The organism is Streptomyces sp. NPDC006687 (assembly GCF_040636215.1).
In the GTDB taxonomy this organism is placed as follows: domain Bacteria; phylum Actinomycetota; class Actinomycetes; order Streptomycetales; family Streptomycetaceae; genus Streptomyces.
Genome location: NZ_JBEYJJ010000022.1, coordinates 34507 through 51833 on the forward strand (window position 1 = coordinate 34507; position 17327 = coordinate 51833).

The 17327-nt window shown below is 72.2% G+C and carries 12 protein-coding genes; 8 read left to right on the forward strand and 4 right to left on the reverse strand.

Translation table 11 applies throughout. The features are described from left to right. Window positions 1–323 precede the first annotated feature (323 nt). Complete coding sequence (locus ABZ716_RS22770) at window positions 324–1388, forward strand: LacI family DNA-binding transcriptional regulator (protein ID WP_358961238.1); 1065 nt, start codon at window positions 324–326, stop codon at window positions 1386–1388. Between the two features lie 115 nt (window positions 1389–1503). Here ABZ716_RS22770 and ABZ716_RS22775 read toward each other — a convergent pair whose 3' ends face one another. From ABZ716_RS22775 to araB, 3 genes are all read right to left on the reverse strand, one after another. Next, a complete protein-coding gene (locus ABZ716_RS22775; protein ID WP_358961241.1) occupies window positions 1504–3243 on the reverse strand; it encodes a glycoside hydrolase family 6 protein in 1740 nt (579 codons plus the stop codon). A gap of 394 nt (window positions 3244–3637) precedes the next feature. Further along, window positions 3638–5149, reverse strand: coding sequence for an L-arabinose isomerase (gene araA / locus ABZ716_RS22780; RefSeq protein ID WP_358961244.1), 1512 nt, complete (start codon window positions 5147–5149; stop codon window positions 3638–3640). 76 nt (window positions 5150–5225) lie between these two features. Beyond that, on the reverse strand, window positions 5226–6920 hold the full coding sequence (gene araB / locus ABZ716_RS22785) for a ribulokinase (RefSeq protein WP_358961247.1): 1695 nt from the start codon (window positions 6918–6920) through the stop codon (window positions 5226–5228). Window positions 6921–7238: 318 nt separating this feature from the next. Here araB and ABZ716_RS22790 point away from each other — a divergent pair, with 318 nt between their 5' ends. From ABZ716_RS22790 to yjfF, 4 genes are read left to right on the forward strand one after another with little or no spacing between them, the layout of a single operon-like run. Further along, complete coding sequence (locus ABZ716_RS22790; protein ID WP_358814223.1) at window positions 7239–8252, forward strand: ABC transporter substrate-binding protein; 1014 nt, start codon at window positions 7239–7241, stop codon at window positions 8250–8252. A gap of 28 nt (window positions 8253–8280) precedes the next feature. Then, window positions 8281–9840 (forward strand): sugar ABC transporter ATP-binding protein, encoded by a 1560-nt coding sequence (locus ABZ716_RS22795; protein ID WP_358814222.1) that lies wholly within the window; start codon window positions 8281–8283, stop codon window positions 9838–9840. Beyond that, window positions 9837–10931, forward strand: coding sequence for an ABC transporter permease (locus ABZ716_RS22800; protein WP_358961249.1), 1095 nt, complete (start codon window positions 9837–9839; stop codon window positions 10929–10931). Before ABZ716_RS22795 ends, ABZ716_RS22800 begins: the two co-directional genes overlap by 4 nt. Beyond that, window positions 10928–11950, forward strand: a complete 1023-nt coding sequence (gene yjfF, locus ABZ716_RS22805) for a galactofuranose ABC transporter, permease protein YjfF (RefSeq protein ID WP_358961252.1) — start codon at window positions 10928–10930, stop codon at window positions 11948–11950. The genes ABZ716_RS22800 and yjfF overlap by 4 nt, the downstream gene beginning before the upstream one ends. A 68-nt stretch (window positions 11951–12018) precedes the next feature. Here yjfF and ABZ716_RS22810 read toward each other — a convergent pair whose 3' ends face one another. After that, window positions 12019–13077: a LacI family DNA-binding transcriptional regulator gene (locus tag ABZ716_RS22810; protein WP_358961254.1), complete on the reverse strand. Its 1059-nt coding sequence runs from the start codon at window positions 13075–13077 to the stop codon at window positions 12019–12021. Between the two features lie 271 nt (window positions 13078–13348). Between ABZ716_RS22810 and araD the strand changes: the two genes are divergently transcribed. From araD to ABZ716_RS22825, 3 genes are all read left to right on the forward strand, one after another. Then, a complete protein-coding gene (araD, locus tag ABZ716_RS22815; protein WP_358961258.1) occupies window positions 13349–14101 on the forward strand; it encodes an L-ribulose-5-phosphate 4-epimerase AraD in 753 nt (250 codons plus the stop codon). Window positions 14102–14199: 98 nt separating this feature from the next. After that, complete coding sequence (locus ABZ716_RS22820; protein WP_358961290.1) at window positions 14200–16374, forward strand: glycoside hydrolase family 9 protein; 2175 nt, start codon at window positions 14200–14202, stop codon at window positions 16372–16374. A 162-nt stretch (window positions 16375–16536) separates the two neighbouring features. Further along, a complete protein-coding gene (locus ABZ716_RS22825) occupies window positions 16537–17304 on the forward strand; it encodes a MerR family transcriptional regulator (protein WP_358961261.1) in 768 nt (255 codons plus the stop codon). Window positions 17305–17327: the final 23 nt, after the last annotated feature.

Below are 17327 nucleotides of genomic sequence, written 5' to 3' on the forward strand. Positions count from 1 at the left end.
CTCGTCCAAGGTGGTGCTCGTTGTGCGCCAGGGTCCCGCCGGCTGTGTATGGGAGCGCTCCCATGTCGTTGCCGGAAGGCTGCTGCCTCGGGGGCGCGGGTGTCAAGAGAGGGGAACGGATTCCTTGCGCTGGAGGTACCGAAGGCACCGGAGGGTGCTGGCGTGGCGTGGAGGCGGGGATCGGGGGTAATGTGGGAGCGCTCCCACGTGTTCGTCGGGCGTACGTGCACCGGCGTAGGGTTCTCCGGCGTAGGGTGCTCCGCGCGACGCGGTGGGTCCATCATCGTGCCTGGTCCACGGGATCGGGGCCCACGCGGAGTGCGATGCACGAGGGGAGTGCGAAAGACGTGAGCGGACGGCGGAACGGCAGGCCCACTCTGGAGGAGGTCGCGGCCCTGGCCGGCGTCGGCCGGGGCACGGTCTCCCGCGTGATCAACGGCTCGCCGAGGGTGAGCGAGCAGGCCCGGCAGGCCGTCGCCCGCGCGGTGGCCGAGCTCGGGTACGTGCCCAACCAGGCGGCCAGGGCGCTGGCCGGCAGCCGGACCGACGCGGTCGCCCTGGTCATCCCGGAGACCGAGGCCCGGGTGTTCTCGGAGCCGTACTTCCTGGACCTGATCCGCGGTGTCAGCGCCGAACTCGCCGAGGCCGACCAGCAGTTGCTGCTGACCCTGGTCCGGACCGAGGCGGAGCGGCGACGGTTCGAGCACTACCTGGCCGCCCAGCGGGTCGACGGCGTCCTGCTGGCGTCCGTCCACGGGGACGATCCCCTGCCCGACCGGATCGCGCGGCTGGGGCTGCCGGTCGTCATGAACGGCCGGCGTTCCGAGGCCGAACCCGTCGACTACGTGGACTCCGACAACATCGGCGCCGGACGCGCCGCCGTCGCCCATCTGGTGGGCCGGGGCCGCGGCCGGATCGCGACCATCGGCGGCCCGTCCGACATGTACGTGGCCCGCGCCCGTCTCGGAGGCTATCGCGCGGGGCTGGCCGAGGCGGGGATCGCGCCCGACGAGGCGCTCGTGGCCACCGCGGACTTCACCGAGGAGGGCGGAAGGCGGGCGATGCGCGCACTGCTGGAGCGCGCCCCCGGCCTGGACGCGGTCTTCGCCGCCTCCGACGTGATGGCGGCGGGCGCGCGCGGGGTGCTGCGCGAGGCCGGGCGACGGGTCCCCGAGGACGTGGCCCTCGTCGGCGTCGACGACTCGGTGGTGGCCCGTCTGATGGATCCGCCCCTGACGAGCGTGCGCCAGCCGATCGAGGAGATGGGCCGCACGATGACCCGGCTCCTGCTGGAGAAGATCGCGGAAGCCGCCGGAGCCGGTCCGGTGGCGGGGGAGGAGCGGCGCCGGGTCCTGCCCACCGAGCTCGTCGTGCGCGACTCCTCCTGAGGGCGGCAGGTCCGGGCGGGCTCCGCACGCTGCCGGGCCCTGAACGCGCTGCGCCCCGGACCCGTACGGAATCCGGACGGATCGGTACGGTTCCGGGGCCTTCACCGGCGGGCCGTCACAGAGCCGGGTAGGCGTTCTTCATGAGTTCCTGGAACTGGGCGGAGAACCACTGCCCGGCGAGCGGGGCGTCCGGGAGCGCGCCCGACATGCTGTTGCCGTTGCGGACGTTGCCCGTGTAGGTGGGGTCGCACATCCGGTCGAAGCCCTTGCCCTCGTTGTTCGGGATCTCCTTGCTCGCCCCGTCCGACTCGCCCGGAGGCTTCATCCACACGTAGGCGTCGATGCCGGGCGCGGGGGCCGCCTTCGGCCGTTCGCCGAGTCCGGCTCCCGCCTGGTTGCACCAGTTGCCGAGGTGGATGCGCCGGTCGTAGCGGCCGCCGTTGACGTAGGAGTCCACGCTGGTCGTCGCGCCGGGTCCGGTCGGGCGGGCCGTGCCGCCCCAGCCGTTGCGGGAGGTGTCGATGAGCATGCCGACGCCGGCGTCGAAGCCGAGGGAGACCACCTTGGCCCGCATGGCCTGGGCGTAGGACAGCTCGTCGGTGTAGCGGTTCCAGTCGACCCACTTGGACTGGCGTACGGAGGTGCCGCCCACCGAGTCGTCGATCGTGAAGTGGTCCTCCTTCAGCGCGCTGAAGTTGGCGGTGTTCACGATGAAGCCGTGCACCTTGGAGAGGGTGGAGCCCTCGGCGGTCGCGGCCTGCTGGAACATCTGCGCGGAGGCGGTGAAGTTGTCGTCCCAGCCGAGCCAGCCGTGGTGGCCCGCGTCCACGTAGTTGTAGACGTTGGGGACCGAGCCCAGCTTGTTCAGCGCGTAGCCGACCCCCTTGATGTAGTTGCCGTTGGCCTTCATCACGTCGCAGGCGGGGGTGGCCGTCGGGCGGCCCGAGACGTTGGTGACGAGGTTCGGCAGCGAGTCGATCTCGACGGCGGTGACGATCCGCAGACCGGCGTACTTGGGATCGGCGAGGATCGCGGCGATCGGGTCGATGAACTGCGTCTTGTACTTGTCGATCTCGGTCGGGCCCAGCTCGCCGTTGGAGGCGAGGGCGGAGCAGTCCCGTCCGGGCAGGTCGTAGATCACCAGCTGGACGACGAGTTCGCCGCTGCCCTTCTGCGCCAGGGCCGCGTCGAGGTGGTCGCGCAGGCCCATCTTGCCGCTGGTGCCCGTGACGAGGGCGATGCGGTCCAGCCAGACGGCGGTGGGCTGGTTCGACACCCTCGTGCCGCCCGGCTCGGCGGCCGCCTTGGCGGACCACTCGGGATTCACGTACACCCTGGCCCCCGCGTAGGGGTTGTCGACCTTGCCGCCCGAGGGCGGAGGCGTGGTGGGCGGGGTGGTGGGCGGTGTCGTCGGCGGTGTGGTGGGGGGTGTGGTGGCGCCGTTGCAGGTGACTCCGTTCAGCTTGAACGCCGCGGGCACGGCGTTGGTGCCGTTGTGGGAGCCGTTTAACCCGAACGACGTCGAACCGCCGGTGGCCAGCGAGCCGTTGTACGAGAGGCTCTTGGCCGTGACGGCCGCCCCCGACTGGCTGATCGCGGCGTTCCAGCCCTGGGTGACCTGCTGGCCGTTGGCGTAGGACCACTCCACGGTCCAGGAGGCGACCGGGTCGCCGGTGTTCGTGACGATCACGTTGGCGCCGAAGCCGTTGTTCCACTGGTTGGTGATCTGGTACTCGACCTTGCAGCCGGCGGCGGTGGCGCCGGCGGGGGTGCCGAACACGGTGGCGGTGGCGCCGGCGGCCGTGACGAGACCGAGGGCGGCCAGTAGCGCGGTGCGGGGGATGACGCGGCTCATGTGGTGGGGTGCCTTTCGGGCCGGGGCGCGCGGGCCGTCGTCGGGCCCGGCGCCGTTGTGGGGGCGTTGCCTCGCACGGGGGGAGTACGGACGCCGACCAGGCCAGGGTGCGGCCCGGTGAACGCGTGTCCGCGGGTGGTGGGGACTCGCGGTCGCAGCCGGAAAGGGCCGGGCCGCGACCGGGAAGAGAGCGAGGCGACGCTCGTGGAGCGCCGATCGGTGGAAGCGCTCCCACTGGTTGGGGCCAGACCGTAGCGCCAACTGACGCCGAGGAAAAGGGGGTCGGACACATTCCTCGGCGAAAGGCTTTCGACCCCGCACGCGTCTTGACGCCCCCACTCGGAGTCCGCAGAGTGGGAGCGCTCCCATACGGCCGGGCGTGTGTACGCCCCTCTCACAGCCCCCGTGCCAGCCGGTGGTACGCCTGGTTCCAGCGGAGCTCGCGCCGGAACTGCCGGGTGGTGGTGGTCTTCTCGATGAGGAGGAGTTCCAGGCGGATCATCTCCGCGAGGTCGTCGAGGTGTTCGGAGGTCAGGGCGGTGCTGAGGACGGTGTGGTGCGGCCCTCCGGCCGTCAGCCAGGATTCGGTGGAGGTCCGCAGGTCGGGGCGGGGCCGCCAGACAGCGCGGGCGACGGGCAGGGCTGGCAGCGGGTGCGGGGCCGCCACGACGTCGACGTCGTTGGCGACCAGGCGGAAGCGGTCGCCGAGGTCGGCGAGACCGACCACGACCGCCGGGCCGGGGGCGGCGTCGAACACCAGACGGACCGGGTCCTCCCGCCCGCCGATGCCGAGGGGGTGGATCTCGCAGCTGGGCCTTGCGGTGGTGAGCGAGGGGCAGACCTCCAGCATGTGCGCGCCGAGGATCAGTTCCTCGCCGGGCGTCATGTCGTACGTGTAGTCCTCCATGAAGGAGGTGCCCCCGGGGAGGCCGGCGGCGGCCACCTTGAGGGCGCGCAGCAGGACGGCGGTCTTCCAGTCGCCCTCCCCTCCGAAGCCGTACCCCTGGGCCATGAGCCGCTGGACCGCGAGGCCGGGCAGCTGGCGCAGTCCGCCCAGGTCCTCGAAATTGGTGGTGAAGGCCCTGAAGCCGCCTGCGGTGAGGAAGGTGCGCAGTCCGGCTTCGATGCGGGCCGCGTAGCGCAGCGAGTCGTGCCTTCCGCCCCCCGGCCGCAGCTCCGGCGCCAGGCGGTAGAGGTCCGCGTACTCCTCGACGAGGGAGGTCACCTCGCTCTCGTCCGCGCTGTCGACGACCTCCACCAGATCATTGACGCCGTAGGTGTTGACCGAGGCGCCGAAGCGCAGTTGGGCCTCGACCTTGTCCCCTTCGGTGACGGCCACGTCGCGCATGTTGTCGCCGAAACGGGCGAGCCTGAGGGTCGCCAGCTCGGACCGGGCCGCCGCCGCCCGCGCCCAGACCGCGACGCGTGCCCGCGTCACCGGGTCGCTGACGTGGCCGGCCACGGTCTTGCGGGGCACGCCCAGGCGGGCCTGGACGTACCCGAACTCGCGGTCGCCGTGGGCGGCCTGGTTGAGGTTCATGAAGTCCATGTCGATCGTGTCCCAGGGCAGGGCCTTGTTCGCCTGGGTGTGCAGGTGGAGCAGCGGCTTGCGCAGCGCGTCCAGTCCGGCGATCCACATCTTCGCCGGCGAGAAGGTGTGCATCCAGGCGATGAGCCCGGTGCACCGGTCCTCGGCGTTCGCTTCGAGGCAGACCCGGCGGATGGCGTCGGCGTCGGTGAGCACCGGCTTCCACACGACGCGCGCGGGGATGCCGGAGGAGTCGGCCAGCGCGGCGGCTATCTGCCGCGACTGTCCGGCGACCTGTCGCAGCGTCTCCTCCCCGTACAGGCGCTGGCTGCCCGTGAGGAACCAGATTTCCTGGACGGGAGACGTGGGGCTGGGCACATGGCCTCCTGAAGTGTGGTGTCCCGCAACGGCGTCGAGGCGGCGGGCGGACGGGGAGGACGGACGGCGGGGCGGGTCAGCCGGTGCGGTGGGCCGTGTCGCGGATGCTCCTCAGCCGGTGCAGCAGGCCGCCGGTGGCGAACTGGTCGTGCAGGAGCCGGTACGCGGCGAAGAGGGCGTCGTAGGCGTCGGCCCGGCCGGCGTCGGGTGTGTAGACGGCGGGCAGCCGGCGGCCCATCGCGGCGGCGGCCGTCCGTACGTCGGGGTGGGCGCCGGCGGCCACGGCGGCGTGGATGGCCGACCCGAGGGCGGGCCCCTGGTCCGACGCGGCGAGGGAGACGGGGCGGCGCAGCACGTCGGAGTAGATCTGCATCAGCAGTTCGTTCTTGGCCAGTCCGCCCGCGACGATGAACTCGTGCACCGGTACGCCGCCCTTCTCCAGCGCCTCCACGATGACGCGGGTGCCGAACGCGGTGGCTTCGAGCAGCGCGCGGTAGACGTCCTCGGGGCGGGTCGCGAGGGTCAGGCCCACGATGACTCCGGAGAGACGGTGGTCTACGAGGACGGACCGGTTGCCGCCCAGCCAGTCGAGGGCGACCAGTCCGTGGCCCCCGACCGACTGGGCGGCGGCCTTGCGGGTCAGCAGGGTGTGCAGGTCCTCGCCGCGGTCGGCGGCCTCGGAGAGGTAGTCCGGCGGGACGCCCTGGTCCAGTACCCAGGCGAAGATGTCGCCGACCGCGCTCTGGCCCGCCTCGTAGCCGTAGGTCCCCTCCACGATCCCACCGTTCACCACACCGCAGATGCCGGGGACCTCGGCGAGGACGGAGGCGTTCACGACGTGGCAGGTGGAGGTGCCCATGATGGCGAGCAGCCGGCCGTCCTCCAGGGCCTTGGCGGCCGCCGCGGTGACATGGGCGTCGACGTTGCCCGCGGCCACGGCGATCCCGGCGCGCAGCCCGGTCCATGCCGCCGCCTCGGGACGGAGGGAGCCGACGCGTGAGCCCAGCGGGGAGAGGGGGAACGCGAGGCGGGTGCGTGCGAAGTCGGCGAACCGGGGGTTCAGCTCCGCCAGGTACTCCTCGCCGGGGTAGGCGCCGTCCTGGTGGATGCCCTTGTATCCGGCCGTGCAGGCGTTGCGGGACTCGGATCCGGTGAGCTGCCACACGATCCAGTCGGCGGCCTCGATCCACCGCTCACAGGTGTCGTAGACGAGCGGATCCTCCTCCAGGACCTGGAGGGCCTTGGCGAACTGCCACTCCGCGGAGATCCGGCCGCCGTAGCGGGCGATCCACTTCTCCCCGCGGGCGTGGGCGAGCGCGTTGATGCGATCGGCGTGCGGCTGGGCCGCGTGGTGCTTCCACAACTTGGGCCACGCGTGCGGCCGTCCGGCGAGGTCCGTCTCGGCGAGGGGGGTTCCGTCGGCCAGGGTGGGCAGGACGGTGCAGGCGGTGAAGTCGGTGGCGATGCCGATCACCGATGCGGGGTCGATCCCCGCCGCCGCCACGGCCCGCGGTACGGCGTGTCGCAGTACGTCCCGCCAGTCCTCGGGGTGTTGCAGGGCCCAGTCCGGGGGCAGCCGGGCGCCCCCGTGCGGCAGGTGCCGGTCGATGACGCCGTGCCGGTAGGGGTGGACCGCCGCCGCCAGCTCCTGCCCGTCGCGGACGCGCACCACCACGGCGCGGCCCGACAGCGTGCCGAAGTCGACGCCGACCGTGTACTGCTCCGGTTCGCCGGAGGGAGGGGCGGGCGTGAGGGGAGGGGGTGACGTCAACGGAGTGCCTTTCGCGGGAAGGGTGGGGCGGCGGTGGCGCTGCCGGCCGCGGAGCTCGCTGCCCTGGGCAGTGTGAGCGCTAACAATGCGGTGAGGCAAGGGGTCCGGGGGGATCACATGAATGACGCCTCCTGGGGGCACCCCGGCTCGATAACGGACAGGTAACGCGGACAGGTGACGCCTGCACAGGGGTTGAGAACCGTCTTTGTTAGCGCTCACAATGCGACGGCTCCCCTTCCTCACGACTCCTCCTTCCTCAGGGCTCCCCCTTCCTCACGGCACGCCTCTCCTGCCGCATCCGACCCGAAGGATTCCCTCATGGCTCGCAGAGCAGCTCTCCTCCTCGCCGCCGCCGCGCTTCTCGCCTCCTCGGCGCTGACCGCCTGCTCGACCGAAGCCCCCTCCGGCGGCCCCGCCCCGGGCCCGTCCGCCAAGACCAAGGGGGGTTCCGGCGGTGCGATCACCATGGGCTTCGCCCAGGTCGGCGCCGAGAGCGGCTGGCGCACCGCCAACACCAAGTCGGTCCAGGAGGCGGCGAAGAAGGCCGGGATCCAGCTCAAGTTCTCCGACGCGCAGCAGAAGCAGGAGAACCAGATCAAGGCGATCCGCACCTTCATCCAGCAGAAGGTGGATGTGATCGCCTTCTCGCCGGTCGTGGAGTCCGGCTGGGACACCGTGCTCAAGGAGGCCAAGGACGCGGGCATCCCGGTCATCCTCACCGACCGCGCCGTGGACACCAAGGACACCTCCCTCTACAAGACCTTCCTGGGCTCGGACTTCGTCAAGGAGGGCAGGTCCGCGGGGGAGTGGCTGACCGGCGCCTACGCCGGCGAGCAGGGTCCGGTCAACATCGTCGAGCTCCAGGGCACCACGGGCTCCGCACCCGCCAACGACCGCAAGGCCGGCTTCGCCGAGGCCCTCCGCGGCGACGGCAAGTTCAAGATCGTCGCCTCGCAGTCGGGCGACTTCACGCGCGCCAAGGGCAAGGAGGTCATGCAGGCGTTCCTGAAGTCCCAGAAGGACATCGACGTCCTCTACGCCCACAACGACGACATGGCCCTCGGCGCCATCCAGGCCATCGAGGAGTCCGGCAAGAAGCCCGGGACGGACATCAAGGTGATCTCGGTGGACGGGATCAAGGACGCCTTCACCGCGATGACCGAGGGCAAGATCAACGTCGTGGTGGAGTGCAACCCGCTCCTCGGCGACCAGCTGATGGAGCTGGCCCGGAAGGTCGTCGCGGGGGAGAGCGTACCGGCCCGGGTCGAGACCCAGGAAGGCGTGTTCCCGCAGGACAAGGCCGCGGCCGCGCTGCCGTCCCGCACGTACTGACGCGGACCCACACACGAGAGGAGGACGGATGGAATCCCCGTCCACCCCGCCGCCCACGGGCACCCGCGACGCGCGGCCGGTCCTGGAGGCCCACGGCATCCGCAAGCGGTTCCCGGGTGTGCTCGCCCTCGACGGGGTCGCCCTGCGGCTCTTCCCGGGCGAGGTGCACGCCCTGATGGGAGAGAACGGCGCCGGGAAGTCCACCCTGATCAAGGTGCTCACCGGTGTCCAGCCCGCCGACGGCGGCACCCTCGTCGTCGACGGCCGGCCCCACGCCTTCAGGGACCCCCTCCAGGCGCAGCGGGCCGGGATCAGCACCGTCTACCAGGAGGTCAATCTCTGCCCCAACATCTCGGTCGCCGAGAACATCCTCCTCGGGCGCGAACCGCGCCGGTTCGGTCTCGTCCACTGGTCCGCGACGCGCCGGCGGGCGGCGGCTCTGCTGACGGAACTGGAGCTCGGCCTGGACGTCACCAGCCTGCTCGGCTCGCATTCCCTGGCCGTCCAGCAACTGGTCGCCATCGTCCGGGCGGTGGACGTCTCGGCGAAGGTGCTCGTCCTGGACGAACCCACCTCCAGCCTCGACCGCGAGGAGGTGGCCCAGCTCTTCGCCCTGGTACGGAGGCTGCGGGACCGCGGTGTGGCCATCTTGTTCGTCACCCACTTCCTCGACCAGGTATTCGATCTGTGCGACCGGGTCACCATCCTGCGCAACGGCCGGCTGGAAGGCGAGTACCCCATCGGCGAGCTCACCCCGGTGACGCTCGTGCAGCGCATGATCGGCGGAGAACTGGCCACCCTCGACCAGCTGTCGGACCGCGGCCCCGCGCAAGGGGCCGGACGGGCGGGCGGCCGGCCGTTCCTCCAGGCGCGGCAACTGACCCGCACGGGCTCGATCGAACCCTTCGACCTCGACGTCCACGCGGGCGAGGTCGTCGGACTGGCCGGCCTCCTGGGCTCGGGCCGTACCGAGGCGGCACGCCTGCTGTTCGGCGCGGACAGCGCGGACGCCGGAGAAGTGAGCATCGAGGGCGAGAAGGTGCTCCTGCGCGGCCCCCGCCAGGCCATCGCCCGGGGCATCGCCTTCTGTTCCGAGAACCGCACGTCCGAGGGACTGGTGGGCGAGCTCACCGTCCGCGAGAACATCGTGCTCGCCCTCCAGGCCGTCCGGGGCTGGACCAGGCCGCTGCCGCGCGCCAGGCAGGACGAGCTCGCGGGGCGGTGGATCCGGGCCCTGGACATCCGCCCCGCCGACCCCGAAGCGCAGGTACGCCACCTCAGCGGAGGCAACCAGCAGAAGGTGCTCCTCGCGCGCTGGCTGCTGACCGCACCGCGGCTGCTGATCCTCGACGAACCCACCCGGGGCATCGACATCGGGGCCAAGGCGGAGATCCAGAAACTCGTGGCCCGCCTGGCGGGCGACGGCACCGCCGTGGTGTTCATCTCGGCGGAACTCGAAGAGGTCCTGCGCCTGAGCCACCGCATCGCCGTCCTCCGCGACCACCGCATGGTGGCCACCCTGGCGAACGACGGCACCGTCACGCCCGACCGCCTCCTCACCACCATCGCCACCGGAACGGACTCATGACCCTCCAGCCCGCCCCGTCCGGGACGGCCGGCGCGACCGGGAGACGCCTGGCCCGCCACCGCCTGCTGTGGCCCGCGGCCACCCTGCTCACCCTGCTCCTCGGCAACCTCGCGTTCCACCACGACTTCTTCGCGGTCCGCGTACGCGACGGCCACCTCTACGGCAGCCTCGTCGACATCCTGCGGTTCGGCGCGCCCCTCGTCCTGGTGGCGCTCGGCATGACCCTGGTCATCGCCACCCGCGGGATCGACCTCTCGGTGGGCTCCACCGTCGCCATCGCCGGCGCGCTCGCCTGCGGGCACCTGTCCACCGCCGCGCATCCCGGCAGCGTCGCCACCATGCTCACCGCCGTGGCCCTCGCGCTCGGGGTCGCCCTCGTGCTGGGCCTGGCCAACGGCTTCCTGGTGTCGTGGCTGGGGGTGCAGCCCATCGTGGCCACGTTGATCCTGATGGTCGCGGGCCGCGGCGTCGCCCAGCTGATCACGGACGGCCAGATCATCACCGTGACCAGCGCCCCCTACAAGATGATCGGGGGCGGCTACTGGCTGGCCCTCCCGTTCGCCGTCCTGCTGGCGGCCGTCCTCGTCGCGCTCACCGCCGTCCTCACCCGTCGCAGTGCCCTCGGCATGCTGATCGAGGCCGTCGGCGGCAACCCCGCCGCCAGCCGCCTGGCCGGCATCCGGGCCGGCGGTCTGCTCGCCCTGGTCTACGTCTTCAGCGCGCTGTGCGCCGCCGTCGCAGGGCTGATGATCAGTTCGAACGTCTCCAGTGCCGACGGCAACAACGCCGGCCTGTGGATCGAACTCGACGCGATCCTCGCCGTCGTCGTCGGGGGCACCGCCCTGACCGGCGGGCGCTTCTCCCTCGGTGGAACCGTCCTGGGCGCCCTGATCATCCAGACCCTGTCCACCACCGTCTACACCCTGGGCGTCCCGCCCGAGACCACCCTCGTGTTCAAGGCGTTCGTGGTCATCGCCATCTGCCTCGTGCAGTCCCCCGCCTTCCGGGCCAAGGTCATGCGCCGCCGCGGGGCTCCCCGATCCCACACCCCGGCGGGCGACACCCCGCGGCAGCAGGAGGTACGAGCATGAGCACGGGCACCGGACACGCCGCCACGCACCTCACCCGCTCCCTCGCGACCGTGTCCCCGCGCACCCGGACCCGCATCCCGCTGATCGTCACCGCGGTGCTGCTGCTCGTCGTGTTCGGGATCGGATCGGTGCGCTACGAGGGCTTCCTGTCCGCCCAGGTCGTGCTGAACCTGCTGATCGACAACGGCTTCCTGCTGGTCGTCGCGGTCGGGGCGACCTTCGTCATCCTCACCGGCGGCATCGACCTGTCCATCGGCTCCATGGTGGCCCTCTCGACCATGATCACCGCCTGGCTGGTCGAGTCGCACGGCTGGCCCCTGGCCGCCGTCGTCCCCCTGGTCCTGCTGGCCGGGGCGGCGAGCGGGACGCTGATGGGGTGGATCATCCACACCTTCGAGATCCAGCCCTTCATCGTCACCCTGGCCGGCATGTTCCTCGCCCGGGGGCTCTGCTACACGATCAGCACCGAATCCCTCACGATCAGCGATCCCACCACCGCGGCGATCGCGCAGACCCGGCTGTACGGCCCGGGGGGACTGTTCGTCTCGATCCCGGTGGTCATCGCCCTGGCCGTGCTGGTGACCGCCTTCGTCGTCCTGCACCACACGCGCTTCGGCCGCACCGTGTACGCGCTGGGCGGCAACGAGACGTCCGCCCGCCTGATGGGTCTGCCGACGGGCTCCACCAAGATCGCCGTGTACGGCGTCAGCGGCCTGTGCTCCGCGCTCGGCGGCCTGTTGCTGACCTTCTACACGCTCTCCGGTTACGCCCTCCACGCCCTCGGCATGGAGCTCGACGCCATCGCCGCCACCGTGATCGGCGGCACGCTGCTGACCGGAGGTTCCGGCTTCGTCCTGGGCACCGCCCTCGGGGTGCTGGTCCTCGGCCTGATCCAGACGGTGGTCAACTTCCAGGGCACGCTCAGCTCCTGGTGGACCCGGATCGTCATCGGCGCCCTGCTGCTCGTGTTCATCGTGCTGCAACGCCTGATGAGCGGCCGCCGCCCCGCCGCCGGGTGACCCCCGGCCGCCGCTCCATCCCCCGGGGGCGTGCCCCGCTCCCCCCGGGGGGACCGGGGCAGGGCGGGTCAGGCGCCGGAGGGAGTGATCCTGCGGGCCGTGCTGGCGCGCACGATCAGCTCGGGGGCCACCACCAGGTGCGCCGGTTCCTTGGCCCGGCCCTCGATGTGGTCCAGGAGCAGGCCGATGCTGTCCCGGCCGAGGGAGGCGAAGTCCTGACGGATCGTCGTCAGCGGCGGCGGGAAGAACTCCGCCTCGGGGATGTCGTCGAAGCCGGCGACCGCCACGTCCTCCGGGGTGCGCAGGCCCGCTTCCCGCAAGGCCCGCAGGACCCCGAGGGCCATCTGGTCGTTGGCGACGAACACCGCGGTGAGGCCCGCCCCCCGTCCGCCGGACGCCCGTACCCGGCCCGCCAGCTGCTGGCCGGCCTGGTAGCCCGAGAGAGGGCTCCAGTCACCGCGCAGCAGGGGCGGCACCTCGGCTCCGGCCTCGCGCAGGGCGTCCTCCCACCCCTGCGTGCGGGCCTCGCTCTCCAGCCAGTCGGGAGGGCCGGCGACGTGCCACACGGTGGAATGGCCGGAGGCGAGGAGATGGTCCGTGATCATGCGGGCGCCGAGGTTCTGGTCCAGCGACACCCCCGGCAGGTCCAGGGTGTGGCCGCCTTCCACGGTGACCACCGGGCACGGAGCTTCCAGTGCCGCCAGCGCCCGCACCGCGGCGCGCTGGGGGGTGACGGCGACGATCCCCTCCACGCCCCAGCCGGCGAGGTGCTGCATGGCTTCGGCGAGGGCCGTCTGGGTGGCCGTCCGGAGCGTGACGGCTGAGGTCAGGTAGCCGCGGTCGCGAGCCGCCTCCTGCACCCCCGCCACGGTGCTGGCGGGCCCGTGGAGCGTGGTGTTCACCGCGATGACGCCCAGGGTGTGGGTCCGGCGGGTGGCCAGGGCCCGGGCCGCCGAATTGCGGCGGTACCCCAGCTGCTCGATGACCTGTGTCACCGCGGCCCGGGTCTTGGCGCTGACGTTCGGGTGGTCGCTGAGCACCCGCGAAACGGTCTGGTGGGACACGCCTGCGACGCGCGCGACGTCCGTCATCGTGGGCGCTCGCGAGACGTCTGGGAGCCGGGTCACCTCTCGTCCTTTCCTCGTCGAGCGGCCATGCCGATGTGGGCGTTCACATTATGCAGTGCCGATCGCATGGTGCGGACGGGAATGTGCTCTTCCCTCTTGAGCTCATCGCCTGTTAGCGCTAACAATTCGACAGGGGACAGCGGCCGGAGCCCGGTCGTGGCTCCGGCAGTTGCCCCCGATCGGCCCAGCCCCTGATGCGCGACCGCGGAGCCTGCCGGATGCCCCGGCCCCGGGCAGCCGCAGCGCATACCGGAAAGACGGTGAGAGCGTAGTGAGCCAGACCAGCCTCAAGAACCTCCGGCGCGAGGTCCTCGCGGCCAACCTGCGCATCCCGGAAGCCGGGCTGGCCACCCTCACCTGGGGGAACGTCAGTGGAGTGGACCGGGACGCCGGGGTCTTCGTCATCAAGCCGTCCGGGGTCTCCTACGCCGACCTCACCGAGGAGGACCTGGTGGTGGTGGCGCTGGAGGACGGGCGGGTCGTCGACGGGCACCTCAGGCCGTCCACCGACACCGAGACCCATCGCTGCCTGTACCTGGCCTTCCCCTCCCTCGGGGGCGTCACCCACACGCACTCGGCGCACGCCGTCGCCTTCGCCCAGGCGTGCCGCCCGATCCCCGTGCTCGGCACGACCCACGCCGACACCTTCAACGGGCCCGTCCCCGTGACGGCGGACCTCACCGCCGAGCAGTGCGCGCGGGACTACGAGTACAACACCGGACAGGTGATCGTCGCCCGGCTCGACGGTGACGCCCGCCGGGCCGACGAGGTCCCCGGAGCGCTCGTCTCGCGCCACGGCCCCTTCACCTGGGGCGCCACCGCGACGGCCGCGCTGGAGAACGCCATCGTCTGCGAGGCCGTGGCGGAGATGGCGCTGCACACCCTGGCGCTGGGAGCCCGCCTCGGGGACACCTCCCCGCCGCCGGTGCATCTGATGGAGCGGCACTTCACCCGCAAGCACGGACCGGACGCCTACTACGGCAACACCGCCGGCCGGCTTTCGGGCGCCCGCACGGCCTCCTGAGGCGGAGAAGGCGCCGTGCCCGCCCGGGCACGGCACTTGACGGGGCCTTCCGGCGGCTGGCTTCATGGGAGCGCTCCCATTCTTCGCCTAGGAAGGCCCTGCCCGTGCCTCCTCCTGTCACCTTCGCGCGCGGTGTGTCCCGCCGCGCGGCCGCCGTGCTCGCCGGGTTGGCCCTGGCTGCCGGCGGCCCGTCCCTGACCGCCCTGGCCGGCCCGGCCGCGGCCGCTCCCACCGTGGCCGCCGCCCCCGCCGTAGCTGGCACACCCGTCCGGGTCAACCAGCTCGGCTACCTGCCCGACGGCCCCAAGCGGGCCACCGTGGTCAGCCCCGCGACCACTCCCCTCGGCTGGCAACTGCGCGACTCCACGGGCGCGGTGGCCGCCTCGGGCACCACCACCGTGCGCGGCGCGGACCAGGCGTCCGGCCAGTCCACGCACCTGGTGGACTTCGGCGCGTACACCGGCACCGGCACCGGCTACACCCTGACCGTCGGCGGCCAGAGCAGCCACCCCTTCGACCTCTCCGCATCGCTGTACGACGGACTGCGCGCCGACAGCATGTCCTTCTTCTACCAGCAGCGCAGCGGCATCGCGATCGACGCGGCCCTGGCGGGCGGCGTCGCCTACGCCCGCCCTGCCGGACACCTGGGCGTCGCCCCGAACAAGGGGGACAGCAGCACCCCCTGCCAGGCCGGGGCGTGCGACTACTCCCTGGACGTGCGCGGTGGCTGGTACGACGCCGGGGACCAGGGCAAGTACGTGGTCAACGGCGGCATCTCCGTCTGGGAACTGGTCAACTCCTTCGAACGGGCGCGCCGTTCGGGGGGTGACGCGGCGCTCGGCGACGCGACGCTGAGGGTGCCGGAGCGGGGCAACGGGATGCCCGACGTGCTGGACGAGGCCCGCTGGGAGCTGGAGTTCCTGATGCGGATGCAGGTGCCGGCCGGGAAGCCGCTGGCCGGGATGGCCTTCCACAAGGTGCACGACGCCCAGTGGACCGCCCTGCCCACCCGGCCGGAACTGGACTCCGAGCAGCGGGAGGTGCACAAACCGTCGACCGCCGCCACGCTGAACCTGGCGGCCTCGGCCGCGCAGTGCGCCCGGGTGTACGCGCCGTACGACGCCGCGTTCGCCGCGCGCTGCCTGGACGCCGCCCGCCGCGCCTGGACGGCCGCCAAGGCCCACCCGGACGTACTCGCCCCGGCGGGCGACACCACCGGCGGCGGTGCCTACGAGGACGCCGACGTCTCCGACGAGTTCTACTGGGCGGCGGCGGAACTCCTGGCCACCACGGGGGAGTCGCCGTACCGGGACGCCGTCACCTCCTCCCCGCACCACGCCAAGCCCGTCGACGCGTTCTGGTGGGGCGGCACCGCGACGCTCGGCCGCATCACCCTCGCCACCGTCCCCGGCGTGAGCCTGCCCGCCGACGACGTGGCGCGGCTGCGCGGCCTGCTGACCACGGCCGCCGACGGCCACCTGTCGACGATGTCCGGACAGGGCTACGCGGTGCCCCTCCCCGCCACCGGATACGTGTGGGGCTCCAACAGCGCCGCCACCAACAACGCGATGGTGCTGGCCGTCGCGTACGAGATCACCGGCCAACAGCGTTACCGTGCAGGGGCGCTGGAGTCCCTGGACTACCTGCTCGGCCGCAACGCGCTCGACCTCTCCTACGTCACCGGCTACGGAGAACGCCCCTCCGAGAACCAGCACCACCGGTTCTGGGCCCACCAGAACGACGCCTCCCTGCCGCATCCGCCGGCCGGCTCCCTGGCGGGGGGCCCGAACGCGGGACTGGAGGACCCGGTGGCCAGGGAGAAGCTCGCCGGCTGCGCTCCCGCGGCGTGTTACGTGGACGACATCGGCTCGTACTCCACCAACGAGGTGGCGGTCAACTGGAACGCCTCGCTGGCCTGGCTGGCGGCCTTCGCGGCCGAGCGGCGCGGCGCCCCGGCGGCCTCCTGCGCGGTGGAGTACCGGGTCGACAACGCCTGGGGCGACGGCTTCACGGCGACGGTCACCCTGAGGAACACGGGAAGCTCCCCGGTCTCGGGGTGGACGCTCGGCTGGAGCTTCGCGGGTGACCAGCGGATCGGCAGCGCCTGGAACGCCACGGTGAGCCAGTCCGGCAGCGCGGTCACCGCCCGGGACGCCGGCTGGAACGGCACGCTGGAGCCCGGCGGCAGTGTGAGCTTCGGCTTCCAGGCGAGGTATGCGGGCACCAACGCCTCCCCGGCGCGTTTCACGCTGGGCGGTACGCCCTGCTCCTGAGCACACGTCAGACCCCACTCCCCCCGTCGGCCGGGGCCGCCGGCCCCAGGCGCTGACGGCACAGGACGGTGCGGCTCCGGGTTGCGGTTGACGCGGCGTCAACTCGTACGGTCCTCGTGTGGGGCCGGAAGCGCCGGCCCCGGCGACGGAAGGACAGCGCCGATGACGGCCTGGTCGATCGCGGAGGTGGCCCGGATGTCGGGGGTCACGTCCCGGACGCTGCGGCACTACGACGACATCGGTCTGCTGCCGCCCGCGTACGTCGCGGGCAACGGGCACCGGTACTACGGGGAGTCCCAGCTGCTCCGGCTCCAGCAGATCCTGCTGATGCGGGAGCTGGACGTGGGCCTGCGGGAGATCCGGGCCGTCCTGGACAGCCAGGCCGACCCCGTGTCCGTGCTGCGCGAGCACCACGCACGGCTGCTCGCGGAGCAGGACCGGATCGGGACCCTGGCCCGGACGGTGGCCCGCACCATCGCCGATCTGGAGGAAAGCGAGGATGACGAGACCATGGTGAAGATCAACCGCCCAGAGAACCTCTTCGAGGGTTTCCAGCCCGACCCCGCGATGGAGGCCGAGGTCCGCGAGCGCTGGCCGGCCGCGTACGAGGAGTCCCGGCAGGCCGTCGAGGGCCTGGACGGGGAGGCCGCCGAGGAGTGGCAGCGCGAGGTCACCGCGCAGATGATCCGCTTCGCGGAGTTCATGGCCGCCGGCACCCCGGTCGCCGACCCGGCCGTCCAGGCCGAGGTCGACGTCCACTACCGGAGCGTCTGCCGCTTCTGGACCCCGAACGCCGAGGCGTACAGGGGACTGGGGGCGACGTACGTCGAGGACCCGCGCTTCCGTGAGAACTTCGACAAGATCGCGGAGGGTCTCGCCGCCTATCAGCGTGAGGCGATGACCGTCTACGCCGACGCCCGGCTGAGCTGAGGGCGCGGGCCCGCCGGGCGCCG

Coding starts and splice junctions, on each gene's coding strand:
- ABZ716_RS22775 (WP_358961241.1), bottom strand. CDS start 3,243: ATGAGCCGCGTCATCCCCCGCACCGCGCTACTGGCCGCCCTCGGTCTC.
- ABZ716_RS22795 (WP_358814222.1), top strand. CDS start 8,281: ATGGAATCCCCGTCCACCCCGCCGCCCACGGGCACCCGCGACGCGCGG.
- ABZ716_RS22800 (WP_358961249.1), top strand. CDS start 9,837: ATGACCCTCCAGCCCGCCCCGTCCGGGACGGCCGGCGCGACCGGGAGA.
- ABZ716_RS22825 (WP_358961261.1), top strand. CDS start 16,537: ATGACGGCCTGGTCGATCGCGGAGGTGGCCCGGATGTCGGGGGTCACG.
- yjfF (WP_358961252.1), top strand. CDS start 10,928: ATGAGCACGGGCACCGGACACGCCGCCACGCACCTCACCCGCTCCCTC.
- ABZ716_RS22770 (WP_358961238.1), top strand. CDS start 324: ATGCACGAGGGGAGTGCGAAAGACGTGAGCGGACGGCGGAACGGCAGG.
- ABZ716_RS22790 (WP_358814223.1), top strand. CDS start 7,239: ATGGCTCGCAGAGCAGCTCTCCTCCTCGCCGCCGCCGCGCTTCTCGCC.